Here is an 18,860-nt window from a genome sequence, read left to right on the forward strand (position 1 = left end):
GCGGGCGTGTCGGCGTTCGCGGCCGGTGCGTGCGCCGGCGTCGACGGCCGGCGTTCGGGGCTCGTTAGGCTCTGCGGTTGTGATCAGCGAGGATTCCGCAGTCGTCCGCCCGCCCGCCCTGCGCCCCGGGGACACGGTGCTGCTGGTGTCGCCGTCCGGGCCGACCTCGCCGGAGCGGGTCGCGCGGGGCATGGAGTTGCTCACCGGGTGGGGCCTGCGGCCGGTGCCGGCGCCGAACGCGTACGCCCGCCACGGCTACCTCGCCGGCACCGACGACCTGCGGGCCGCCGACCTGAACGCGGCGTTCGCCGACCCGCAGGTGCGCGGCGTGATCTGCACCCGAGGCGGGTACGGCGCCCAGCGGATCGTGGACGCCATCGACATGGCCGCCGTCCGCCGCGACCCGAAGGTGGTCGCCGGCTTCTCGGACATCACCGCGTTGCAGCTCGCCCTGTGGCGGGGCGCCCGGCTGGCCGGCGTGCACGGGCCGGGGGCCGCCTGGCGGGACGAGCGGACGTCGCTGCGCTCCGCCGAGTCCCTGCACGCGGCGCTGATGACCACCGAGCCGGTGACCGTCGAGGCGGTGCCCACCGAGGAGACCTTCGGCGTCCGTGTGCCGGGTCGCGCCACCGGCACCCTGCTGGGCGGCAACCTGTGCCTGATCGCCGCGTCGATCGGCACGCCGGACCTGCCCGATCTGACCGGTGCGGTGCTGTTGATCGAGGACGTGCAGGAGCCCCCGTACAAGGTCGACCGGATGCTCACCCACCTGCGCCGGGCCGGCGCGCTGGACGGGCTGGCCGGGGTGGCGGTCGGGCAGTTCACCGACTGCGGTGACGGCTGGGACACCACGATCGTCGACGTGCTCGGCGAGCGCCTCGACGACCTGGGCGTACCGGTCCTCGGCGGCCTCCCCATCGGCCACGGCCCCGACCAGCTGACCGTCCCGGTGGGCACCCGGGCAACCCTGGACACCGACACCGGAACCTTGACGGTCTCCCCCGCCGTCCAGTAACCCCCGCCCCGCCCCCTCCCCCTGCCCGCCTCTGGACGCCGTTGATCATGAAGTTGTTGTCACTCGCCACGGCGTGTCGCGGCAATAACTTCATGATCGCCGCCGGGTCAGAGGGGGGTGGGGTTAGGTGGGTGGGGTTAGGTGGGCTACTGCGCCGATTTCCAGGGCGGCCCAGATGCCCTCGGGGGTCACCGTGATGCCGTGGGGTTCGGCGTTGGCTGTGGGCAGGTCGTGGCCCTCGATCCGTCCGGTGGGGTCGATGTGACCGATCCGGTTGGCACCCCACTCGGTGAACCACGCGCCGCCGGCCGGGTCGGCCACGATTGCGTGTGGGCGGGCCGCCCGGTCCGGCAGCGGGAGCTCGGTGATCCGGCCGTCCGGGGTGATCCGACCGAGCTGACCGGCGCCGATCTCCACGAACCAGATCGCGCCGTCGCCGCCGAGGGTGATGCCGACCGGGCCGGCATTCGCGGTGGGCAGCGGGTGCACCGTCACCGTGCCGGCGAGGTCGATCCGGCCGATCGCGTTCGCCTGGTTGAGGGTGAACCAGAGAGCCTGGTCCGGGCCGCTGGTGATCATCGAGGCGAATCCGCCGGTCACCGGCAGCGGAAATCCGGTGACCGTGCCGTCGGTGTCCACCCGGCCGATCGTGTCGGAGGTCATCCCGGCGTACCAGAGCGCGCCGTCGGGCCCGGCCGCGATGCCGCCCGGCCCGGTGCCGGCCGCCAGGGCGATAGTGCGCTGCTCGCCGTCGGCGGTGAGCCGACCGATCCGGTCGTCCCCGGACCGGGTGAACCAGAGCGCGCCGTCCGACCCCGTCGTGATGATCAACGGGCGGCCGCCGGCCGGCTCCAACGGGTAGGTCCGGACCGCACCGTCGGATCCCAGGCGGGCGATGCCGCCGGCCTGGACCAGCGTCAGCCACAACGCGCCGTCGGGCCCAACAGTGATGCCGTACGGGCCGGCGTCCGGCCCGACGAGCGGAATCTCCCGAATCTCGACTGTCATCTCGCGGTAAGTCCCTTCGTTGGCGACCACCAACCCTGACGGCCCAACCAACGACGACACAACCGATTTCACCGAGCGCCAGCCTCGATTGCCAGCTCGCTGACAGGGTCGCCACGGGTCGCGCCCAGGATTGCCGGTCACTGTCGAGGACGAATCGCCGCACCACCGACCTTCTGGAGGACAGCATGTCCCGCACCATCCGTAGGAAGCACCTGCTGGCCGGCCTGGCCACCGCTGGTGTCCTCGGCGTGGGGATCGCCGCCCCGACGATCGCGTTCGCCGCGGACAGCCCGACGCCGGCCCCGAGCGGCAACACCGCCCCCGCTCCCGGAGTGCAGGCCGACCGGCAGGGTGAGTTCGCCGAGGCGCTCGCCAAGGAGCTGGGCGTCCCCACCGACAAGGTGACGGCCGCGCTGGAGAAGGTCCGCGAGCAGCACCGGCCCGCCGATCGTCCGGCGCGCCCGTCCGCCGCGGACCGGCAGGCCGCGCTCAAGGAACGACTGGACCAGGCGGTCAAGGACGGCAAGCTCACCCAGGAGCAGGCCGACGCCATCACCAAGGCCGTCGAGGCAGGCGTCTTCCCCGGCGCCGGCGGCCACCGCGGGCCCGGCGCCCCCCACGGCGAAGGTACGCCCGGCAAGTAATCCGGCGGGCCCGCCCCCGGCCCCGGCCAGCACAGCCCAGGGCCGACACAGGCCGGGGGCCGCCGCGGCATGATCCACTCAACTTCCGTGAAGTCGCGGTATCCCACGCACTCGGACACCGCGACTTCATGGAAAGCGAGTCGATCATCAGCCGGGCCGGGAAAGGCCGGAGGGTCAGCCCTGGGCGGGTGGGGGTGCGAAGACGCCGAGGCGATTTCCCGTCGGGTCGAGCAGGTGGGCGAGCGTGAGCCCGCTCGGGGCGGTCCGCGCCGGCACCAACACCCTGCCCCCTGCTGCCTCGGCTCGCCGGCAGGTCTCCGCCACGTCGTCGACCTCGGCGTAGAACACCGCGTAGTTCGGGGACGTCCCGTCGGTCGCTCGGATCGCCCCGCCGATCCCGGTGTCACCGCCGGCCCCGGTCACGCGGTAGGACCCGCCACTACCCGCGCCCTCCTCCTCGAAGGTCCAGCCGAACAGCTCGCCGTAAAAACGTTCCGCCTCCTCCGGCCGGTCGGTGCCGATCTCGAACCAGGTGATGGGCGTCGTGGACACGTGCTGCCTCCAGAGTTGCCGGGACGGCGTTTCGCCGTCGTCCAGAGCAGTTTCGGGGCCGCCCGCGACAGCGTCCTGTCGGTGTTTCCGGATCACCCGACGGAGATCGGCGCGTGCCTGACCCGGCTCAGACGAGGCTCAGCGGGCGGACGCGTTCGTGGGGGATGTCGAGATCCGTCAGGCGGAGCTCCCGGACCACCACCTCGGGCAGCGCCCGGACGTCGGCGATTCGGTCGGTACGGAAGCAGCGCAGCTCGTCGCGCAGCCGGCACCAGGCGAGCAGATACCAGTGTCGAGGGTTGCCGAGGTAGCCCAGCGGCTCGACGTCGCGCATCGAGTCGGTGCCGGCGCGGTCGGCGTACCGGATGCGCAGCACCCGCCGCGCGGTGACCGCGTCGGCGACGGTGGCCGGGACGGGCGTGGCCGGCCCGTCGCCGATCAGGTGCACCCGGCCGGCCAGGCGGTGCGCCTCGGCGGCGTCGGCGGCCGGCAGCACCGCCACCAGCTTGCGCAGCGCGCTGGCCCCCGGCCCGGCGAACGGGGTCCCGGCGAGCCGGTGCAGCGCGACGGCCATCGCCACCGCCTCGGCCGCGGTCAGGTTGACAGGCGGCAGCGTGCGGCTGCGGTCCAGGACGTAGCCGCCGGTGCGCCCGGGCTCGGCCCAGATCGGCACGCCGGCCTCCTGGAGCGCGCCGATGTCCCGCTCGATGGTCCGGCTGCTCACCTCGAAGTGGGCGGCCAGCCAACGCGCGCTGCGCGGCCGGGGCGACACCGCCCGCAACTCCTCGACCAGGGCGTAGAGCCGGTCCGTGCGGTTCATGCCCCGCACGCTACGGTCGGGGTACGACGCCCCGCAGCGGGCCGGGCTCAGGCGATGCAGGCGCAGACGATCAGTGCCGCGCCGAAGTGCGTGGCGGCGCTGACCCGGGCGGCCGGGTGCGGCTCGGGCGAGCAGATGACCTCACCGAGCTTGCCGGGGGTGAGCAGGTCGAGCACGACGAAGGCCAGCGCCATGATGGCCAGCCCGACCAGCCCGAACAGCACAGTGGAGGCCAGCCCACGGCCGAAGTCGCTGTAGCTGGTCAGGATCGCCGTGAAGACGATCCCGGCGATGCCGAGCTGGTTGGCGGCGAGCAGCAACCCCGCGTTGGTGTTGCGCTCGACCCAGATCAGGTCCCGCAATCGGCCCGGGGTGAGCAGGTCGACAAGCCCGAACCCGGCCGCCATGAGCCCGACGCCCACGACACCGAACACGACGCTCTGCCAGGCACCGCTGAGCAGGTCCTCCAGCACCGACTGCCTCCCGACTCTCCGCCCGGAGGGGTACCGGCGCGGTGATCGAGACGATAGCGGCAGCGCGCCACCGCGTCAGCCCCGCGACTACAGCGCCAGGTAACGCTGCCGCTCGTACGGGGTGACCTCGCGGCGGTACTGCTCCCACTCGGCCCGCTTGTTGCGCAGGAAGAAGTCGAAGACGTGCTCGCCGAGCACCTCGGCGACCAGTTCGGATTCGGCCATCACGTCGATCGCCTCGGCCAGGTTCTCCGGGAGAGCCTCGTACCCCATGGCGCGGCGCTCGGCGCTGCTCAGCGACCAGACGTCGTCCTCGGCGCCCGGCGGCAGCTCGTAGCCCTCCTCGATGCCCTTCAGGCCGGCGCCGAGCAGCACCGCGAAGGCGAGGTACGGGTTGGTCGCCGAGTCCAACGACCGGACCTCGACACGGGCGGAGTTCGGCTTGCCGTACGCCGGGACGCGGACCAGCGCGGACCGGTTCAGGTGACCCCAGCAGACGTACGCCGGGCTCTCGGTGATCCGGTCCGGCAGGGCCTGCGGGAAGAGCCGCTTGTACGAGTTGACCCACTGGTTGGTGACCGCCGTGTACTCCCGGGCGTGCACCAGCAGGCCGGCGATGAAGGACTTCGCCACCTTGGAGAGCTTCATCGGGTCGCCACCGTCGTGGAAGGCGTTGCGCTCGCCCTCGAACAGCGACAGGTGGGTGTGCATGCCGCTGCCCGGCTGGTCGGTGAACGGCTTCGGCATGAAGCTGGCCTGCACGCCTGTGGAGAGCGCGACCTCCTTCACCACGTGCCGGAAGGTCATGATGTTGTCGGCGGTGGTCAGCGCGTCGGCGTAGCGCAGGTCGATCTCCTGCTGGCCGGGCGCGACCTCGTGGTGGCTGAACTCCACCGAGATGCCGATCCGCTCCAGCGCCAGCACGCCCTGGCGACGGAAGTCGCGGGCCACCGCGTGGGTGGTGTGCTCGAAGTAGCCGCCGGTGTCCACCGGGGTGGGCACCGAGCCGTCCTGCGGGCCGTTCTCCAGCAGGAAGAACTCGATCTCGGGGTGCGTGTAGAAGGTAAAGCCCTTCTCGGCCGCCTTGGACAGCGCACGGCGCAGCACGTGCCGCGGGTCGGCCCAGGAGGGGCCGCCGTCGGGCAGCAGGATGTCGCAGAACATCCGGGCGCTCTCGCCGCTGACCCCGCCCTCGAACGGGAACACCTGGAAGGTGGTCGGGTCGGGCATGGCCACCATGTCCGATTCGAAGACCCGGGCGAAGCCCTCGATGGCCGAGCCGTCGAAGCCGATGCCCTCCTCGAAGGCCGCTTCCAGCTCCGCGGGCGCCACCGAGACACTCTTGAGCGTGCCCAGCACGTCCGTGAACCACAGCCGGACGAACCGGATGTCCCGCTCTTCCAGCGTACGGAGGACGAACTCCTGCTGACGGTCCACTTCCCCAACCCCTCGCGACAACTCTTTTGTCCGCCTTGGTCGGGCTGCACCCGACCTGACCGCCCAGTGTTCCCGGGCCTGGTTACGCAGACGTTACGCGAACTGCCGCCGCCCGTCCCCTCGTGTCCCGCCCGCCGAGCGGTACCGATCCGGCCGGACCGCCGCGTGGCGCCCGAGCGTGGCCGCCATCTCGTCCGACGGTGCGGATTGCTCCGGCCGTGCTGGGGCAAGATGAGGACATGCCCACCCTGCGTCTCGCCCTGTCCCAGGTCAATCCGAGCGTCGGCGACCTCGCCGGCAATGCCGACCTGGTCCGCAGCTGGACCCGCCAGGCCGCCGACGCCGGCGCCCAGCTCGTGCTCTTCCCGGAGATGATGCTGACCGGCTACCCGGTCGAGGATCTGGTCTTCCGGCGTTCCTTCGTCGCCGCGTCCCAGGCCGCCGTCCAGCGGCTCGCCGCCGACCTGGCCGAGGACGGCCTCGGTGACCTGCCGGTCGTGGTCGGCTACCTGGACGCCGACGGGCCGCCGCAGGTGAGCGGGGACGCCGAGCCGGGCCGGGGTGCCCGCAACGCCGCCGCGCTGCTGCACCGGGGCACTGTGGTCGCCCGCTACTTCAAGCACCACCTGCCCAACTACGGCGTCTTCGACGAGGACCGCTACTTCGTCTCCGGCGACCAGCTGACAGTGGTGCGGATCGGCGGGGTGGACGTCGCGCTGACCATCTGCGAGGACCTGTGGCAGGCCGGCGGGCCGTTCGCCGCCGCCCGGCAGGCAGGCGTCGGCCTGGTGGTCAACATCAACGGCTCGCCGTACGAGCTGAACAAGGACGACATCCGGCTGCCGCTGGTGCGCCGCCGGGCCGCCGAGGCGGGCGCCGCCATCGCGTACGTCAACATGATCGGCGGACAGGACGAGCTGGTCTTCGAGGGCGACTCGATGATCGTCACCTCGGACGGTGAGCTGCTCACCCGCGCCCCGCAGTTCGTCGAGCACCTGCTCGTGCACGACCTCGAGTTGCCGGCCGCGACGATGGCCCCGGGCAGCCGCGACGTCGCGGACGGCATGCGGGTGGCACACCACACGCTGGGCGTGATCCCGCCCGCGCCGTCCGGCCCGGCCGTCGCCGGTGGGCTGATCGAGCCGGTGGCCGACGAGGCCGAGGTGTGGCACGCGCTGGTGCTCGGCCTGCGCGACTACGTCAACAAGAACCGGTTCGCGTCGGTGGTGCTCGGCCTCTCCGGCGGCATCGACTCGGCGGTGGTGGCCGCCCTCGCCGTCGACGCGCTCGGCCCGGACCGGGTGGTCGGGGTGTCGCTGCCCAGCCAGCACTCCTCCGAGCACTCCCGCGAGGACGCCGCCGACCTGGCCAAGCGCACCGGACTGGACTACCGCGTCGAGCCGATCCAGCCGATGGTGGACGCCTTCCTGGCCAACCTGTCGCTGTCCGGGATCGCCGTGGAGAACCTCCAGGCCCGGGTACGCGGTGTGATCCTGATGGCGCTGTCGAACCAGGAGGGCCACCTGGTGCTCACCACGGGCAACAAGAGCGAGCTGGCGGTCGGCTACTCCACCCTGTACGGCGACTCGGTGGGCGGCTTCAACCCGATCAAGGACGTCTGGAAGACGCTTGTGTGGCGGCTGGCGAAGTGGCGCAACGCGGACGCGGCCCGCCGCGGCGAGACCGCCCCGATCCCGGAGAACTCGATCGGCAAGCCGCCGAGCGCCGAGTTGAGCCCGGGCCAGCTCGACAGCGACTCCCTGCCCGACTACGACGTGCTGGACCCGATCCTGATCGGCTACGTCGACGGCGACCTGGGCCGCGACGGGCTGGTCGAGTCGGGCCACGACCCGGCCGTTGTCGACAAGGTGCTGCGGCTGGTGGATACCGCCGAGTACAAGCGACGCCAGTCGGCGCCCGGCGCGAAGATCTCCATGAAGGCGTTCGGCCGCGACCGCCGCCTGCCGATCACCAACCGGTGGCGCGAGAACGGCTGAGCCCGTACGTCCGGGCCGGGTCGCCGGACTCGGCCCGGTGCGGTCGTGAGTGACATCTTCCACTGCGCCCTGCCGTCACCCGGTCTTCCGGTGCGACGATCGCGACGGAACCCGGGGACCGCGCAGGCGGCCTCGAGGAAGGAGACAGTCATGACCGAGTCCACTCCGAACGAGGTGACCGCGCTGTACGGCGGACCGGCCACCCGTCGGATCCGTACCCGCGACCTGATCGCCGCCAAGGAGCGCGGCGAGCGGTGGCCGATGCTCACCTCGTACGACCAGTACACGGCGGGGATCTTCGACCGGGCCGGCGTGCCGGTGCTGCTGGTCGGCGACTCGGCCGCGAACAACGTGTTCGGCTACGAGACCACCCTGCCGGTCACCACCGACGATCTGCTTCCGCTGGTCCGGGCCGTGGTGCGCTCGACCCGGCAGGCCCTCGTCGTCGGTGACCTGCCGTTCGGCTCGTACGAGGAGGGGCCGACCCAGGCGCTGCGCACCGCCGTCCGGTTCATGAAGGAGGGTGGCTGCCACGCGGTGAAGCTGGAGGGTGGCCGCCGCAACGCCGCGCAGATCGCCGCGATCGTCGGGGCCGGCATCCCGGTGATGGCGCACATCGGCTTCACCCCGCAGAGCGAGCACACTCTGGGCGGCTACCGCGTGCAGGGCCGGGGCGACACGGCCGACGAGGTGCGGGCCGACGCGCGGGCGGTGGCCGAGGCGGGCGCGTTCGCGGTGGTGCTGGAGATGGTGCCGGGTGAGGTGGCCAAGCAGATCACCCACGAACTGGCGATCCCCACTGTCGGCATCGGCGCGGGCCCGGACACCGACGCCCAGGTGCTGGTCTGGCAGGACATGGCCGGCCTGCGTACCGGCAAGGCGCCGCGCTTCGTGAAGCGCTACGCCGACCTGGCCGACGTCCTCACCGACGCGACCCGCCGCTTCGCCGACGAGGTCCGCGGCGGCGAGTTCCCGGCCGCCGAGCACACCTTCTAGCACAGCCAGTGTGATCGACTCGGTTTCGCGAAATCGGGGTATCCCTGACACCGGGACACCCCGATTTCAGCGAACCCGAGTCGATCACGCCGCTCGTCGCCCCGGGGACCTGGTCAGAGGTCGGTGACGCGGATGCCGGCGTGCGCCTTGTAGCGCTTGTTGATGGCGATCAGATTCGCGGTGAACGCCTCGATCTGGTGGGCGTTGCGCAGCCGGCCGGCGTAGATGCCGCGCATCCCGGGGATCCGGGCGGCGAGCGCTCCGACGATGTCGACGAGCTCCCGGTCCTCGGTGCAGATCAGCACGTCGAGGTCGATCCGGTCGACCTCGGGGTCGGCCAGCAGCGGGGCGCTGACGTGGTTGAACGCGGCGCAGACGCGGGAGTCGGGCAGCAGCGCGGCGGCCTGCTGGACGGCGCTGCCCTCGGCGACGGTGAGGGCGTACGGGCCCTGCTTGTCGAAGCCCAGCGGGTTGACGCAGTCGACGACTATCGTTCCGGCGAGCGGCTCGGCGAGGGCGGCGACGGTGGCGGCGTGCCCGTCCCACGGCACCGCGATGATCACGACGTCGCTGCGGCGGGCCACCTCGTCGTTGGCCGCGCCGGTGACGCTGACATCGGCCGGCATCCGGGGCAGAGCGGCGATCTCGGCGGCCGACTCGGCGGCCCGCTCCGCCGATCGGGAGCCGATCAGCACCGTCTGCCCGGCCCGGGCGAGCCGATAGGCGAGGCCACGGCCCTGGTCGCCGGTGCCGCCGATGATGCCGACCGTCAGCCCGGACACGTCGGGCAGGGTGCTCGCGTCGTATGCCATGGGCTCATCCTCGCAAACCGCCCGGTCCGTCAGCAGCGCCGGCCGCTGTGACAATCCCCGCTACGCGCCGGTCCGCCGACGACGACCGCCGACATCGCCCCGCCGGTCCCCCAGGGCCAACGGACCGGCTCGGCACGGACAGCCAGCTCAGGCCAGCTCGAACAGCACCGTGCGGGCCGCCGGGTCGGCGGTGACCAAGCGGACCCGGACCCGTTCGCCGAGCGGCAGCGCACCGAGGCAGCGGCCGCGTACCGGTGGGGCGTCCAACGCCACCGTTCCGCCGGGCGGGCGTGGCCGGGACTTGCCGTTGGGTGGGGCGTCGACGTCGAGGACCGCCGCGTCGAAGGTCTCCCCCACCCGGTGCTCCAGCAGCACCGCCTCGGCCAGTTCGACGGCGCCGCGGCTGGCGGCCGAGGCGGTCCGGTCGGTGCTGGCCATCACCTCGGGCAGCCGGGGCAGCGCCGCGCGGGCCCAGTCGGGCACCTCGCGGCCCGCGTGCAGGGCCAGGCAGACCTCGGTGGCGTACCTGTCGGCCAATCGCCGCAACGGCGCCGTGACATGGGCGTACGCGGCGGCCACACCGCCGTGCTCGGGCTGCTCCGGAACAGTGCCGTCGAAGGCGGTGTACGCGGCGCCGCGCATCAGCTCGGCCGCCTGGTCGATGAACGCGGCGGAACGCGGCTGCGCGGCGTCCAGGCCGGCGATCACCTCACCGGGGCCCACGCCGTCCGGCCAGTGCACGCCCAGCGGAGCGGCGGCCGCCCGCAGGCGTTGCACCGCCTCCGGCTTCGGTGCCGGCATCGTGCGCAGCAGGCCCACTCGGCCGGCCAGCATGATGTCGGCGGCGGCCATCCCCGTCAGCAGTGAGATCTGCGCGTTGTGCTCCTCCATCGGCACCGGCCCGCGCAGCACCAGCCGCCAGCCGTCACCGTCGGGTTCCACGTCCTGCTCGGGCAGCGGCAGGTTGATGGCGCCTCGGCGCAGGCCCCGCGCGGTCAGTCGGTCGCCGATCTCGGGCAGCAACGCGATCGGCTCGGGCAGCCGGCCGGCCTCGGCCGCCGCCTGCACTCCGGTGTAGTCGAGTTTGGCCCGGCTGCGCACCAGAGCGCGCTCCAGTTCGACGGCCACGGTGCCGCCGTCGGCGTCCAGGTCGATGGTCCAGACCACGGCGGCCCGGTCGTCGTCGGGCAGCAGACTGGCCGCGCCCTCGCTGAGCGTCAGCGGGTGCAGCGGCACGTGGCCGTCGGGCAGGTAGACCGTCTCCCCCCTCCGCCAGGTCTCCTCCTCGAGCGCGCCGCCCGGCGTGACGTGCGCGGCGACGTCCGCGATGGCGTAGCGCACCCGGTAGCCGCCGCCCGGCCGACGGGCGAGGTGCATCGCCTGGTCCAGGTCACGTGAACTGGCCGGGTCGAGCGTCACGAACGGGATGTCGGTGCGGTCGACCGACGGCCGGGGCGGCGCGGCAGCCGCCGCGTCGGCCTCCCGTTGGGCGGCAGCCGGGAAGCCCTCGGGCAGGCCGAGTTCGCGGCGCAGCGCGCCGAAGTCGATGCGGGGCGCGAGTACGCGTCGGATGACCACGGGTCAATCCTGACAGCGCCGCCGGTGATCCGCTTCCGGTGACCGGCCGAGATCTCCGTCGCCCGCCGACGAACCGCCCCGCGCTGCGTGCGGACCCGCCAGCTCGGACCGCCCTGTCGGTCTGTCGCGCCGGACACGGCAGGCCCGTGGAACGAACCGGTGCCTCGCCGAGGCGCTTGCGCTCAGCCGGTCGCCTTTCGGGCGGTGCTGCGCGTACCGCGGGGGGTGGTGGCTCGTGCGGCGACCGGACGGGCGGGTGACGTGCGGGCGGTCACCTTGCGGGCCGGTGCCTTGGCGGCGGTGGTCTTCTTCGCCGGGGCCTTCTTCGCCGCCGCCTTGCGGGCGGTGATTGCCGAGGTGCCGGTCGCCTTCGCGGCGGGGGCCTTCTTCGCCGGGGCGTTGCGGGCGCCGCCGCTCGGGCGGGTGGAAGCGGTCTTCTTCGCCGCGGTCTTCTTGGCGGGGGCCTTCTTCGCCGCGGTCTTCTTCGCCGGGGCCTTCTTGGCGGCCGTCTTCTTCACGGTGGACGCCTTGGTCGCGACCTTGCGCGCGGGCGCCTTCGCGGCGGCGGTGGTCCGCTTCGCCGCCGATGCCGTGGTCTTCTTCGCGGTGCCTGTCGTCTTCTTGGCGGCGCTTGTCGTCTTCTTCGCCGTACCCGTCGTCCTGCTCGCGGCGGTGGTGCTCGTGCGCGTCGTGGACGCCGGGGTCCGCTTCGCGGCGGTCGTCGTCTTGCGGGTGGCGGTCGAGGTCTTGGCCGGCGCCTTCCTGGCCGCTGCGCTGGTCCTGGTCGTGGTCTTCTTCGCCGGGGCCTTCTTCGCCGCGGCGGCGGTCCTGGTGGGGGCGGCCTTGCTCGCGGTCGTCCTGGTCGCGGCCTTCTTCGCCGGAGCCTTCTTCGCCGCCGCGGTGGTCTTCTTGGCCGGGGCACGGCCCGCGCCGCCGGCTGCCTTGCGGGCCGGCGCCTTCGCGGCACCCGTGGTGGACTTGCGCACGGGGGTGGTCCGGCTCGCCGACGTGTTGCGCTCCGCCGCGGCGGTCTTCTTCGCGGTGGTGCGTCGGGCGGCCGGACGGGTGGTGGCCTGCTGTGCTTCGGCCATCGTGGTTCCTCCTCGGGGACGTGCTCTCGCGTGCGTCCTCGCGGAGCACGAACTACCGCGACGCGGGCCGTCCCGCGCCGTCTACCTGTCCTCCCCGGCCCAACGAGCGTCCTCGGCCTCCCACGCTTCGTTGCGCTCCTGCACCTGCTGCAGGGCGTTCTCCGCGTCGGCCGCCGAGTTGTACGGGCCGAGGACGTGCTTCGCCGGACACACGTCGGCGTCCGTCTCGACCCGGTGGTGCCGGGTGCACCAGTAGAACTGCCCATTACGTCCGCTGTCGTTCATGGGAATCACTGTGCACCGGGAACGGGCTGACCGCCACCGGATCACGCAAGTCGCCGAACCCTCTCCACAGTAGAGACGCTCAGCGCACTTTGGGCGAAAACACCAAAAGAAGTGCAGGTGGGGGCATTGGGCCCCCGGGGTGCGGGCCGCCGGGGCGGCCATGGCCGCCCACCAGCGGCCTATGATCGCCCGATGTCGGTACCGGATTACATCGTGCGGATGCGCAAGCACATCGGCCATGACCTGCTGTGGCTGCCCAGCGTCAGCGCGGTGATTCGCAACGATGCCGGCGAGCTGCTGCTCGGCCAACGCGCCGACGACGGACGGTGGTCGATCATCAGCGGCTTCGTCGAGTCGGGCGAGCAGCCGGCCGCAGCGCTGCTGCGGGAGGTGCGGGAGGAGACGGGCCTGGACGTGGCGCCCGTCCGGCTGTCCAGTGCCGTCTCGCACCCGCACACCTACCCCAACGGGGACCAGTGCGAAATCCTCAACCTGGGCTTCCTCTGCCGGGTGGTGTCCGGCACCGCACGGGTCAACGACGACGAGTCGGTGGCCGTGCGGTGGTTTCCGGTGGACCGGCTGCCCGAGCTGGACAAGCACGCGCTGCTGGTCATCGCCTACGCGCTGCGCGACAACCCGTTGGCCGGCTACCTGCCGCCCGGCACGAACTGGGACGACGTCCCCACCTGAGCCGCGCCCGTCAGGCCGCGACCCGTTCGACGGGGATCCACAGTTCGGCGTCCGCCGTGGTCCCGTCCGCGGACACCCGCACCCGGGAGATCTCCGGTCCGGGTCGGCTGCGGTACGGGTTGGACGGGAACCACTGGGTGAAGACGTCCCGCCACAGGTACTGGACGGCCTGCGGGAACGCGCCGGAGGTGGTGAACACCGCCCACGTTCCGGCCGCCACCGCAAGCGCGTCCAGGTCCTCCGGTGGCGTGGCGCCGGTGACCACCCCGTGCCAGTAGTCCAACTCGCTGCCCTCGGCCCGACCGTCGGCGAGGTTGTCGCTGACGTTGACGATCCCGGTCGGCTCCTGATCGGAGAGCGCCTCGATCCGAGCCGTCGTCTCCTGGTCGATGCTCCTGATGAACGCGACGATCGCCGGGTTCATCCCCTCGTGCACCAGCGGGACCCGAGCCTTGCGCCCCACCAGCGCGAACGCGTCCTTGGCGACGATTCGATACTCCATGCTGCCACTCCCTTCCACTGTGAGTCGGAAGGACATCCGGGGCTGGGCGCGCAGCACTGCCCCCGTACGCCGAGCTTCTCCCGGCCCCACGCCGTGCACGGCGTGGAACGCACGGGCGAACGCCTCGGCCGATCCGTAGCCGTACCGCACGGCGACGTCGAGCAGTGTCCGCTCCCAAGCGAGCACGTCCGCGCCGGCGACGGTGAGCCGACGACGACGGATGTACTCCGACAGTCCGATGCCGGCCAGCGCGGAGAACAGTCGCCGAAGGTGGTACTCCGACGTCAGCGCGATCCGCGCCAGGTCGGCCACCTCGATCTGCTCGTCGAGGTGCCGCTCGATGTGCGCCATGGCCTCGTTGAGCCGCTCCAGCACCCGGGCCTCCTTCCCCTTACGTGCAGCAACGCTAGGCGGCAGGTCCCGTCCCCCACCCGACATCCGATGCCCGCAACGATCGGGTGGGGGGCGAGTAGCTCAGCGCGGCGGCTGCTGCATGATCCAGGTGGGGACGGGCTCGGCCAGGTAGCCCATCTCCTCCCAGCCGGCGTGGCGGTACAGCTCGACGTTGCCCGGGTTGCTGGTCTCCAGGATCGCCGGCAGGCCCTCGGCGGCTGCCTGATCCAGCCCGGCCCGCATGACCACACGACCCCAACCGCGTCCGGCGCTGTCCGGGTGGGTGCCCAGGACGCCGAGATACCAGAACGGATACGCCGGCAGGGCGGCGTGCACGACCTCGTCGTAGCCCCGCACGCGGGCCAGCACGTCGGCGGGGTAGTCGGGGTCGGCGTCCGTCGACGCGTGTCCGGCGTCCGGAGGCTCCCAGACGGCGACGGACGCACCCCCGCCGAGCATCCAGATCGACGACCTGTGCACCCGCTTGTCGAACAGGTTGCCAAAGAAGGTGGCGGCGTAGTGCGGGTAGGTCGCGTCGTCGGGGAACAGGTGCCGCAGGATGGGATCCTTGACGAACGCGGCGACCAGCGTGCCGACCACCGCATCGCGGTCCGTTGGCGTTGCGAGAGTGATCTCAGGCGTTGTCACAGCAGTCGACACTATCGCGGGCGGTAGGGCGCTGACTCACCCGAATGTGAAGGCGTACGCCGCGGCGCCCGGCTCGTCGAACGTGATGTCCAGGGTCCGTTCCCGGACCGCACCCTGTTGGCGTACGAGCTGGTAGAGCCGTCCGTCCTCCAGGACACCGTTGCCGTCGGCGTCGACGTCGACGCCGTGGGACGGCCCCGGAGCCTCGCCGTCGAGCAGCACGCGGAACGGGACCGACCGTCCCACCCCGGGGGCCAGCACGAGATGCGCGTCGCGCGCGTGGAACCGGAAGGCGATGCCGCCGCCGGCCCGGTCGAGCGCGACGTTCTCCGAGCCGACCGTCCACTCCCCCGCCAGTGCCCACTGGTTGAGCGCCAGGCTTCTGGGGAGGTCGTAGGCGCGGCGTTCGTCGAGCGCCGCGCCGTTCGGCGACGCGAAGTGGTCGCCGCGACGAAATCCGAGGTACGTCTCGGGCGTCCGCAGACTGTCCCAGTCGGCCGCCGCCTCCGGGCCGACCCCGTTGACGGGTACGGGGTCGCGCTCGATGCCGAGCAGGCGCTGGAGCGTCCGCTCGGACTGCTCGTAGCGCCCCTCACCGAAGTGCTCGTCGCGGATGACGCCGTCGGTGTCGGCGATGTACAGCGCCGGCCAGTACTGGTTGGCGAAGGCACTCCAGATCGCGTAGTCGTTGTCGACGGCGACCGGGTAGTCGATCGAGCGGGCCGCGACCGCCCGACGTACCCAATCGACCTCATGCTCGAAGGTGAACTCCGGCGTGTGCACCCCGACGACGACGAGGCCGTCGTCGCGGTAGGCCTGCGACCAGGCACGGACGTACGGTTCCTGACGTAGCCAGTTGATGCAGGTGAGCGTCCAGAAGTTCACGAGGACGACACGACCGCGCAGCTCGGCGGGGTCGAGCGGCTCGGAGTTGAGCCACTCGACCGCGCCGTTCAGCGGAGGCAGGTGCACGGCCATCTAGCGCAGTGACCGGAAAGCGGTCCGCAGTTCCTCGGAGAAGATCTTCGGCTGCTCCCAGGCCGCGAAGTGCCCGCCCACGTCGAGCTTGTTGAAGTAGATGAGGTTCGGGTACGCCTGCTCGGCCCAACTCTGCGGCGCCTCGTACAGCTCGTCGGGGAAGACGCTCACGGCGACCGGGACGTTCACGCCCTTGGCGGCGAAGAACGACAGCTTGTTCTCCGCGTACAGCCGGGACGCGGAGATCGCGGTGTTCGTCAACCAGTAGAGCGAGATGTTGTCCAGGATGTCGTCGCGGGTCAGGCCCGCTTGGGCCCCGTCGAAGACCTGCGCGATGAGGGCCAGGCTCTTCGCGTCGTGGTCGAGCAGGAAGGACGCCAGCCCGGCCGGTGAATCCGCCAGGCCGGTGAGCGTCTGCGGACGGGTCGCCATCATGAGGGCGTACGCGACGTGCTTCCAGACGTAGTTGACCTCCTCGGCGGCACGCATCTCGTCGGCGGACAGACCGGAGGGCAGGGAGCCCATGGCGTTGTTCGCGCCCGTGGTGTCGCCCTGGAACAGCAGGTCGATCTCGGGTGGAATCGCGCCGGGCATGTTGGTGTGGATGCCGAGCAGTTCCGGAGGCGCCTGGATGCCCATCTGGTCCACGATGACCGCGCCCCAGTCGCCGCCCTGGGCGACGAACCGCGAGTAACCGAGACGCTTCATCAGCTCGGTCCACGCGGTGGCGATCTTCTGCGGGTTCCAGCCCGCCTCCGTCGGCTTGCCCGAGAAACCGTGGCCGGGCAGCGACGGGATCACCAGGTGGAAGGCGTCCGACGCGCTGCCGCCGTGGGCGGTGGGGTCGGTGAGCGGCTCGATGATCTTCAACTGCTCGATCACCGAACCGGGCCACCCGTGGGTGACGATGAGCGGCAGCGCGTCCTCGTGCTTCGAGCGCACGTGGATGAAGTGGATGTCCACCCCGTCGATCGTGGTCATGAACTGCGGTACGGCGTTCAGTCGCGATTCGACCTTGCGCCAGTCGTACTCATTTTCCCAATAACGCGCGACGGCCTGGATCGTCGCGAGTGGCACGCCCTGCGACTGGTCGTCGACGGTTTCCTTGTCCGGCCAGCGGGTGGCCGCGATTCGCCTTTTCAGGTCGTCGAGGTCCGCCTGGGGGATTTCCACCGTGAACGGCCGGATCTCCGTGGTGCCGGGACGTGCCTTCGTCTTGACAGCCATGCGTGCTTCCTCTCTGTCGAAAGTTCGCGCTCGCGAGGGGAATCATGCGGTGAGGGCACTGCCCGAGCTTGTGCGCCAATTCGGAATGGGCACGCCGCCGCCATATCTCGGAGCCTAGAACGCGGTCTTCGAGCCCGTGGCGATACGAGCAGACGGCGGTGGTCAGTCCGTCCGCGGCAGGCGGCGGGCGCCGGGGCCCTCGCGGCCGAGCACGTCGCGGGGGTTGGTCAGGTGGCAGGACCGCAGCGAGAGGCAGCCGCAGCCGATGCATTCGGTGAGGTCGTCCCGCAGCGCCTGCAGGTGCGCGATGCGCGCGTCGAGTTCGGTGCGCCAGGCCGCGGACAGCCGGGTCCAGTCGTCGTGGGTGGGGGTGCGTTCGCTGGGGAGCTGGTCGAGGGCTTCCCGGATCGCCGTCAGCGAGATGCCGACGCGCTGGGACGCACGGATGAACGCGACCCGGCGCAGGGTGTCGCGACCGTACCGGCGTTGGTTGCTTGCCGTCCGGGTGCTGCGGATGAGGCCCTTGCGCTCGTAGAAGTGCAGCGCGGAGACGGCCACGCCACTGCGGTCGGCGACCTGCCCGACGCTGAGTTCGTGGAATGCGGTGCGGGCCCTCGGCATGGCCCGACCCTAACGCTTGCCCTCAACCATGGTTGAGGGCACAGACTCGGCGTCGTCCCCGAACCGCTATCGAGGAGGCCGCACCGTGACCACCGTTCTCGTCATCGGCGCCACCGGAAAGCAGGGCGGCGCTGTCGCCGAACTCCTGCTCGAGCACGGCCACGACGTCACCGCCTACGTGCGGTCGCCCGAGTCACCGTCCGCCGTGGCACTGGCCGCCGCCGGGGTACGCCTCGCCGTCGGTGACCTGGCCGACCCGCAGGCGCTCGCCAACGCTGCACACGGCACCGACGCGATCTTCGGCCTGTCGGTGCCGTTCGGCGCCGGCGGTAAGGAGGAGGAGGTCACCCAGGGTCGCCTCCTGGTGGACACCGCGGCGCGGGCCGGCACGCATCTCGTCTACTCCTCGGTGCGCGGCGCCGACCGGTTGGTCGCCACCGACATCGACCACGCCGACAGCAAGCAGCTCGTCGAGGCGTACCTGCGGGAACGGCAGGTCCCCGCGACAGTCCTCGGGCCGGTGTACTTCATGGAGAACGCCCTGAACGTCGGCTTCAGCCGGCTCACCGACGGCGTCCTGGCCAACCCGCTCTCCCCGGGCAAGCCGCTGGACCAGGTGACCGTCCGGGACATCGCCGGCCTCGCCGTGCACGCCATCGAGCACCCGGACCGGTTCGTCGGGGAGCGGATCGACGTCGTCTCCGACCGGGTGACCGGCGAGGAGGCGGCCCGCATCCTCGGTGAGGTGCTCGACCGCGAGATCCCGTACCGGCAGATGCCGCTGGACCAGGTCCGGCAGTGGGCCGGCGACGAGATCGCCGACATGTTCCAACGCTTCGAGGACACCACCGACTTCGCCGACATCGACGCGCTGCACGCCCGGTACCCGGACGTCGCCTGGCACAGCTACGCCGACTGGGCCCGCACGGTGGACTGGGACCACGTCCTGCGCAGCCCGACAACCGCTTGATCCACTCGGTTTCCTTGAAACCGGTCCATCCCGGGGGACACGACACCCCGCCTTCCTTGAAGCCGAGTGGACCAAGCACCGCCCTGGACGGACTGCGACCCATCCGGTGCGGCGGGTGACGGT

The 18,860-nt window shown here is 71.7% G+C and carries 20 protein-coding genes; 6 read left to right on the top strand and 14 right to left on the bottom strand.

Annotated features, from left to right (window positions below; all coding sequences use genetic code 11):
- Window positions 1-79 precede the first annotated feature (79 nt).
- A complete protein-coding gene (locus AB0K10_RS13920; RefSeq protein WP_363683215.1) occupies window positions 80-1,015 on the top strand; it encodes an LD-carboxypeptidase in 936 nt (311 codons plus the stop codon).
- A gap of 123 nt (window positions 1,016-1,138) precedes the next feature.
- Here AB0K10_RS13920 and AB0K10_RS13925 read toward each other — a convergent pair whose 3' ends face one another.
- Window positions 1,139-2,023 carry a virginiamycin B lyase gene (locus AB0K10_RS13925; RefSeq protein WP_363683217.1) on the bottom strand — a complete coding sequence of 295 codons (885 nt, stop codon included), beginning with the start codon at window positions 2,021-2,023 and terminating at the stop codon, window positions 1,139-1,141.
- 185 nt (window positions 2,024-2,208) lie between these two features.
- On the opposite strand from AB0K10_RS13925, the gene AB0K10_RS13930 reads away from it, so the two are divergent.
- Window positions 2,209-2,667 carry a hypothetical protein gene (locus tag AB0K10_RS13930; protein WP_363683219.1) on the top strand — a complete coding sequence of 153 codons (459 nt, stop codon included), beginning with the start codon at window positions 2,209-2,211 and terminating at the stop codon, window positions 2,665-2,667.
- 174 nt (window positions 2,668-2,841) lie between these two features.
- On the opposite strand, the gene AB0K10_RS13935 is transcribed toward AB0K10_RS13930, so the two are convergent.
- The 4 genes from AB0K10_RS13935 to glnA all read right to left on the bottom strand — a co-directional run bounded on the left by AB0K10_RS13935 (window position 2,842) and on the right by glnA (window position 5,949).
- On the bottom strand, window positions 2,842-3,219 hold the full coding sequence (locus AB0K10_RS13935) for a VOC family protein (protein WP_363683221.1): 378 nt from the start codon (window positions 3,217-3,219) through the stop codon (window positions 2,842-2,844).
- A gap of 127 nt (window positions 3,220-3,346) precedes the next feature.
- On the bottom strand, window positions 3,347-4,039 hold the full coding sequence (locus tag AB0K10_RS13940) for a WYL domain-containing protein (RefSeq protein ID WP_363683223.1): 693 nt from the start codon (window positions 4,037-4,039) through the stop codon (window positions 3,347-3,349).
- A 47-nt stretch (window positions 4,040-4,086) separates the two neighbouring features.
- Entirely contained in the window at window positions 4,087-4,512 is a 426-nt protein-coding gene (locus AB0K10_RS13945) for a DUF350 domain-containing protein (protein WP_363683225.1), read from the bottom strand.
- Between the two features lie 87 nt (window positions 4,513-4,599).
- Window positions 4,600-5,949 carry a type I glutamate--ammonia ligase gene (gene glnA / locus AB0K10_RS13950; protein ID WP_007463316.1) on the bottom strand — a complete coding sequence of 450 codons (1,350 nt, stop codon included), beginning with the start codon at window positions 5,947-5,949 and terminating at the stop codon, window positions 4,600-4,602.
- A gap of 239 nt (window positions 5,950-6,188) precedes the next feature.
- On the opposite strand from glnA, the gene AB0K10_RS13955 reads away from it, so the two are divergent.
- Complete coding sequence (locus AB0K10_RS13955; protein ID WP_363683227.1) at window positions 6,189-7,946, top strand: NAD+ synthase; 1,758 nt, start codon at window positions 6,189-6,191, stop codon at window positions 7,944-7,946.
- Window positions 7,947-8,096: 150 nt separating this feature from the next.
- Window positions 8,097-8,942, top strand: a complete 846-nt coding sequence (panB, locus tag AB0K10_RS13960; protein WP_363683229.1) for a 3-methyl-2-oxobutanoate hydroxymethyltransferase — start codon at window positions 8,097-8,099, stop codon at window positions 8,940-8,942.
- A gap of 113 nt (window positions 8,943-9,055) precedes the next feature.
- Here the strand turns inward: panB and npdG are convergent, their stop codons facing one another.
- The 4 genes from npdG to AB0K10_RS13980 form a co-directional block, all read right to left on the bottom strand.
- A complete protein-coding gene (gene npdG / locus AB0K10_RS13965) occupies window positions 9,056-9,754 on the bottom strand; it encodes an NADPH-dependent F420 reductase (RefSeq protein ID WP_363683231.1) in 699 nt (232 codons plus the stop codon).
- Window positions 9,755-9,901: 147 nt separating this feature from the next.
- The gene (locus AB0K10_RS13970) at window positions 9,902-11,332 is read right to left on the bottom strand and encodes an RNB domain-containing ribonuclease (protein ID WP_363683233.1); all 1,431 of its coding nucleotides are present in this window, start codon (window positions 11,330-11,332) and stop codon (window positions 9,902-9,904) included.
- 182 nt (window positions 11,333-11,514) lie between these two features.
- Entirely contained in the window at window positions 11,515-12,423 is a 909-nt protein-coding gene (locus tag AB0K10_RS13975; RefSeq protein WP_363683235.1) for a histone, read from the bottom strand.
- An 81-nt stretch (window positions 12,424-12,504) separates the two neighbouring features.
- Window positions 12,505-12,708 (bottom strand): hypothetical protein, encoded by a 204-nt coding sequence (locus tag AB0K10_RS13980; protein ID WP_363683237.1) that lies wholly within the window; start codon window positions 12,706-12,708, stop codon window positions 12,505-12,507.
- 192 nt (window positions 12,709-12,900) lie between these two features.
- Between AB0K10_RS13980 and AB0K10_RS13985 the strand changes: the two genes are divergently transcribed.
- Window positions 12,901-13,398, top strand: a complete 498-nt coding sequence (locus AB0K10_RS13985) for an NUDIX domain-containing protein (protein WP_363683239.1) — start codon at window positions 12,901-12,903, stop codon at window positions 13,396-13,398.
- Between the two features lie 10 nt (window positions 13,399-13,408).
- On the opposite strand, the gene AB0K10_RS13990 is transcribed toward AB0K10_RS13985, so the two are convergent.
- The 5 genes from AB0K10_RS13990 to soxR form a co-directional block, all read right to left on the bottom strand.
- Window positions 13,409-14,275 (bottom strand): AraC family transcriptional regulator, encoded by an 867-nt coding sequence (locus AB0K10_RS13990; RefSeq protein WP_363683241.1) that lies wholly within the window; start codon window positions 14,273-14,275, stop codon window positions 13,409-13,411.
- A gap of 99 nt (window positions 14,276-14,374) precedes the next feature.
- Window positions 14,375-14,941, bottom strand: coding sequence for a GNAT family N-acetyltransferase (locus AB0K10_RS13995; RefSeq protein WP_363683243.1), 567 nt, complete (start codon window positions 14,939-14,941; stop codon window positions 14,375-14,377).
- Window positions 14,942-14,977: 36 nt separating this feature from the next.
- Window positions 14,978-15,919 (bottom strand): redoxin family protein, encoded by a 942-nt coding sequence (locus AB0K10_RS14000; protein ID WP_363683245.1) that lies wholly within the window; start codon window positions 15,917-15,919, stop codon window positions 14,978-14,980.
- Entirely contained in the window at window positions 15,920-17,146 is a 1,227-nt protein-coding gene (locus AB0K10_RS14005) for an epoxide hydrolase family protein (RefSeq protein ID WP_363683247.1), read from the bottom strand. It lies immediately after the preceding gene.
- Window positions 17,147-17,308: 162 nt separating this feature from the next.
- Window positions 17,309-17,767 (bottom strand): redox-sensitive transcriptional activator SoxR, encoded by a 459-nt coding sequence (gene soxR / locus AB0K10_RS14010; protein ID WP_363683249.1) that lies wholly within the window; start codon window positions 17,765-17,767, stop codon window positions 17,309-17,311.
- 85 nt (window positions 17,768-17,852) lie between these two features.
- Between soxR and AB0K10_RS14015 the strand changes: the two genes are divergently transcribed.
- The gene (locus AB0K10_RS14015; protein ID WP_363683251.1) at window positions 17,853-18,737 is read left to right on the top strand and encodes an NmrA/HSCARG family protein; all 885 of its coding nucleotides are present in this window, start codon (window positions 17,853-17,855) and stop codon (window positions 18,735-18,737) included.
- Window positions 18,738-18,860 lie beyond the last annotated feature (123 nt).

The organism is Micromonospora sp. NPDC049274, assembly GCF_040678875.1.
Classification (GTDB): Bacteria; Actinomycetota; Actinomycetes; order Mycobacteriales; family Micromonosporaceae; genus Micromonospora.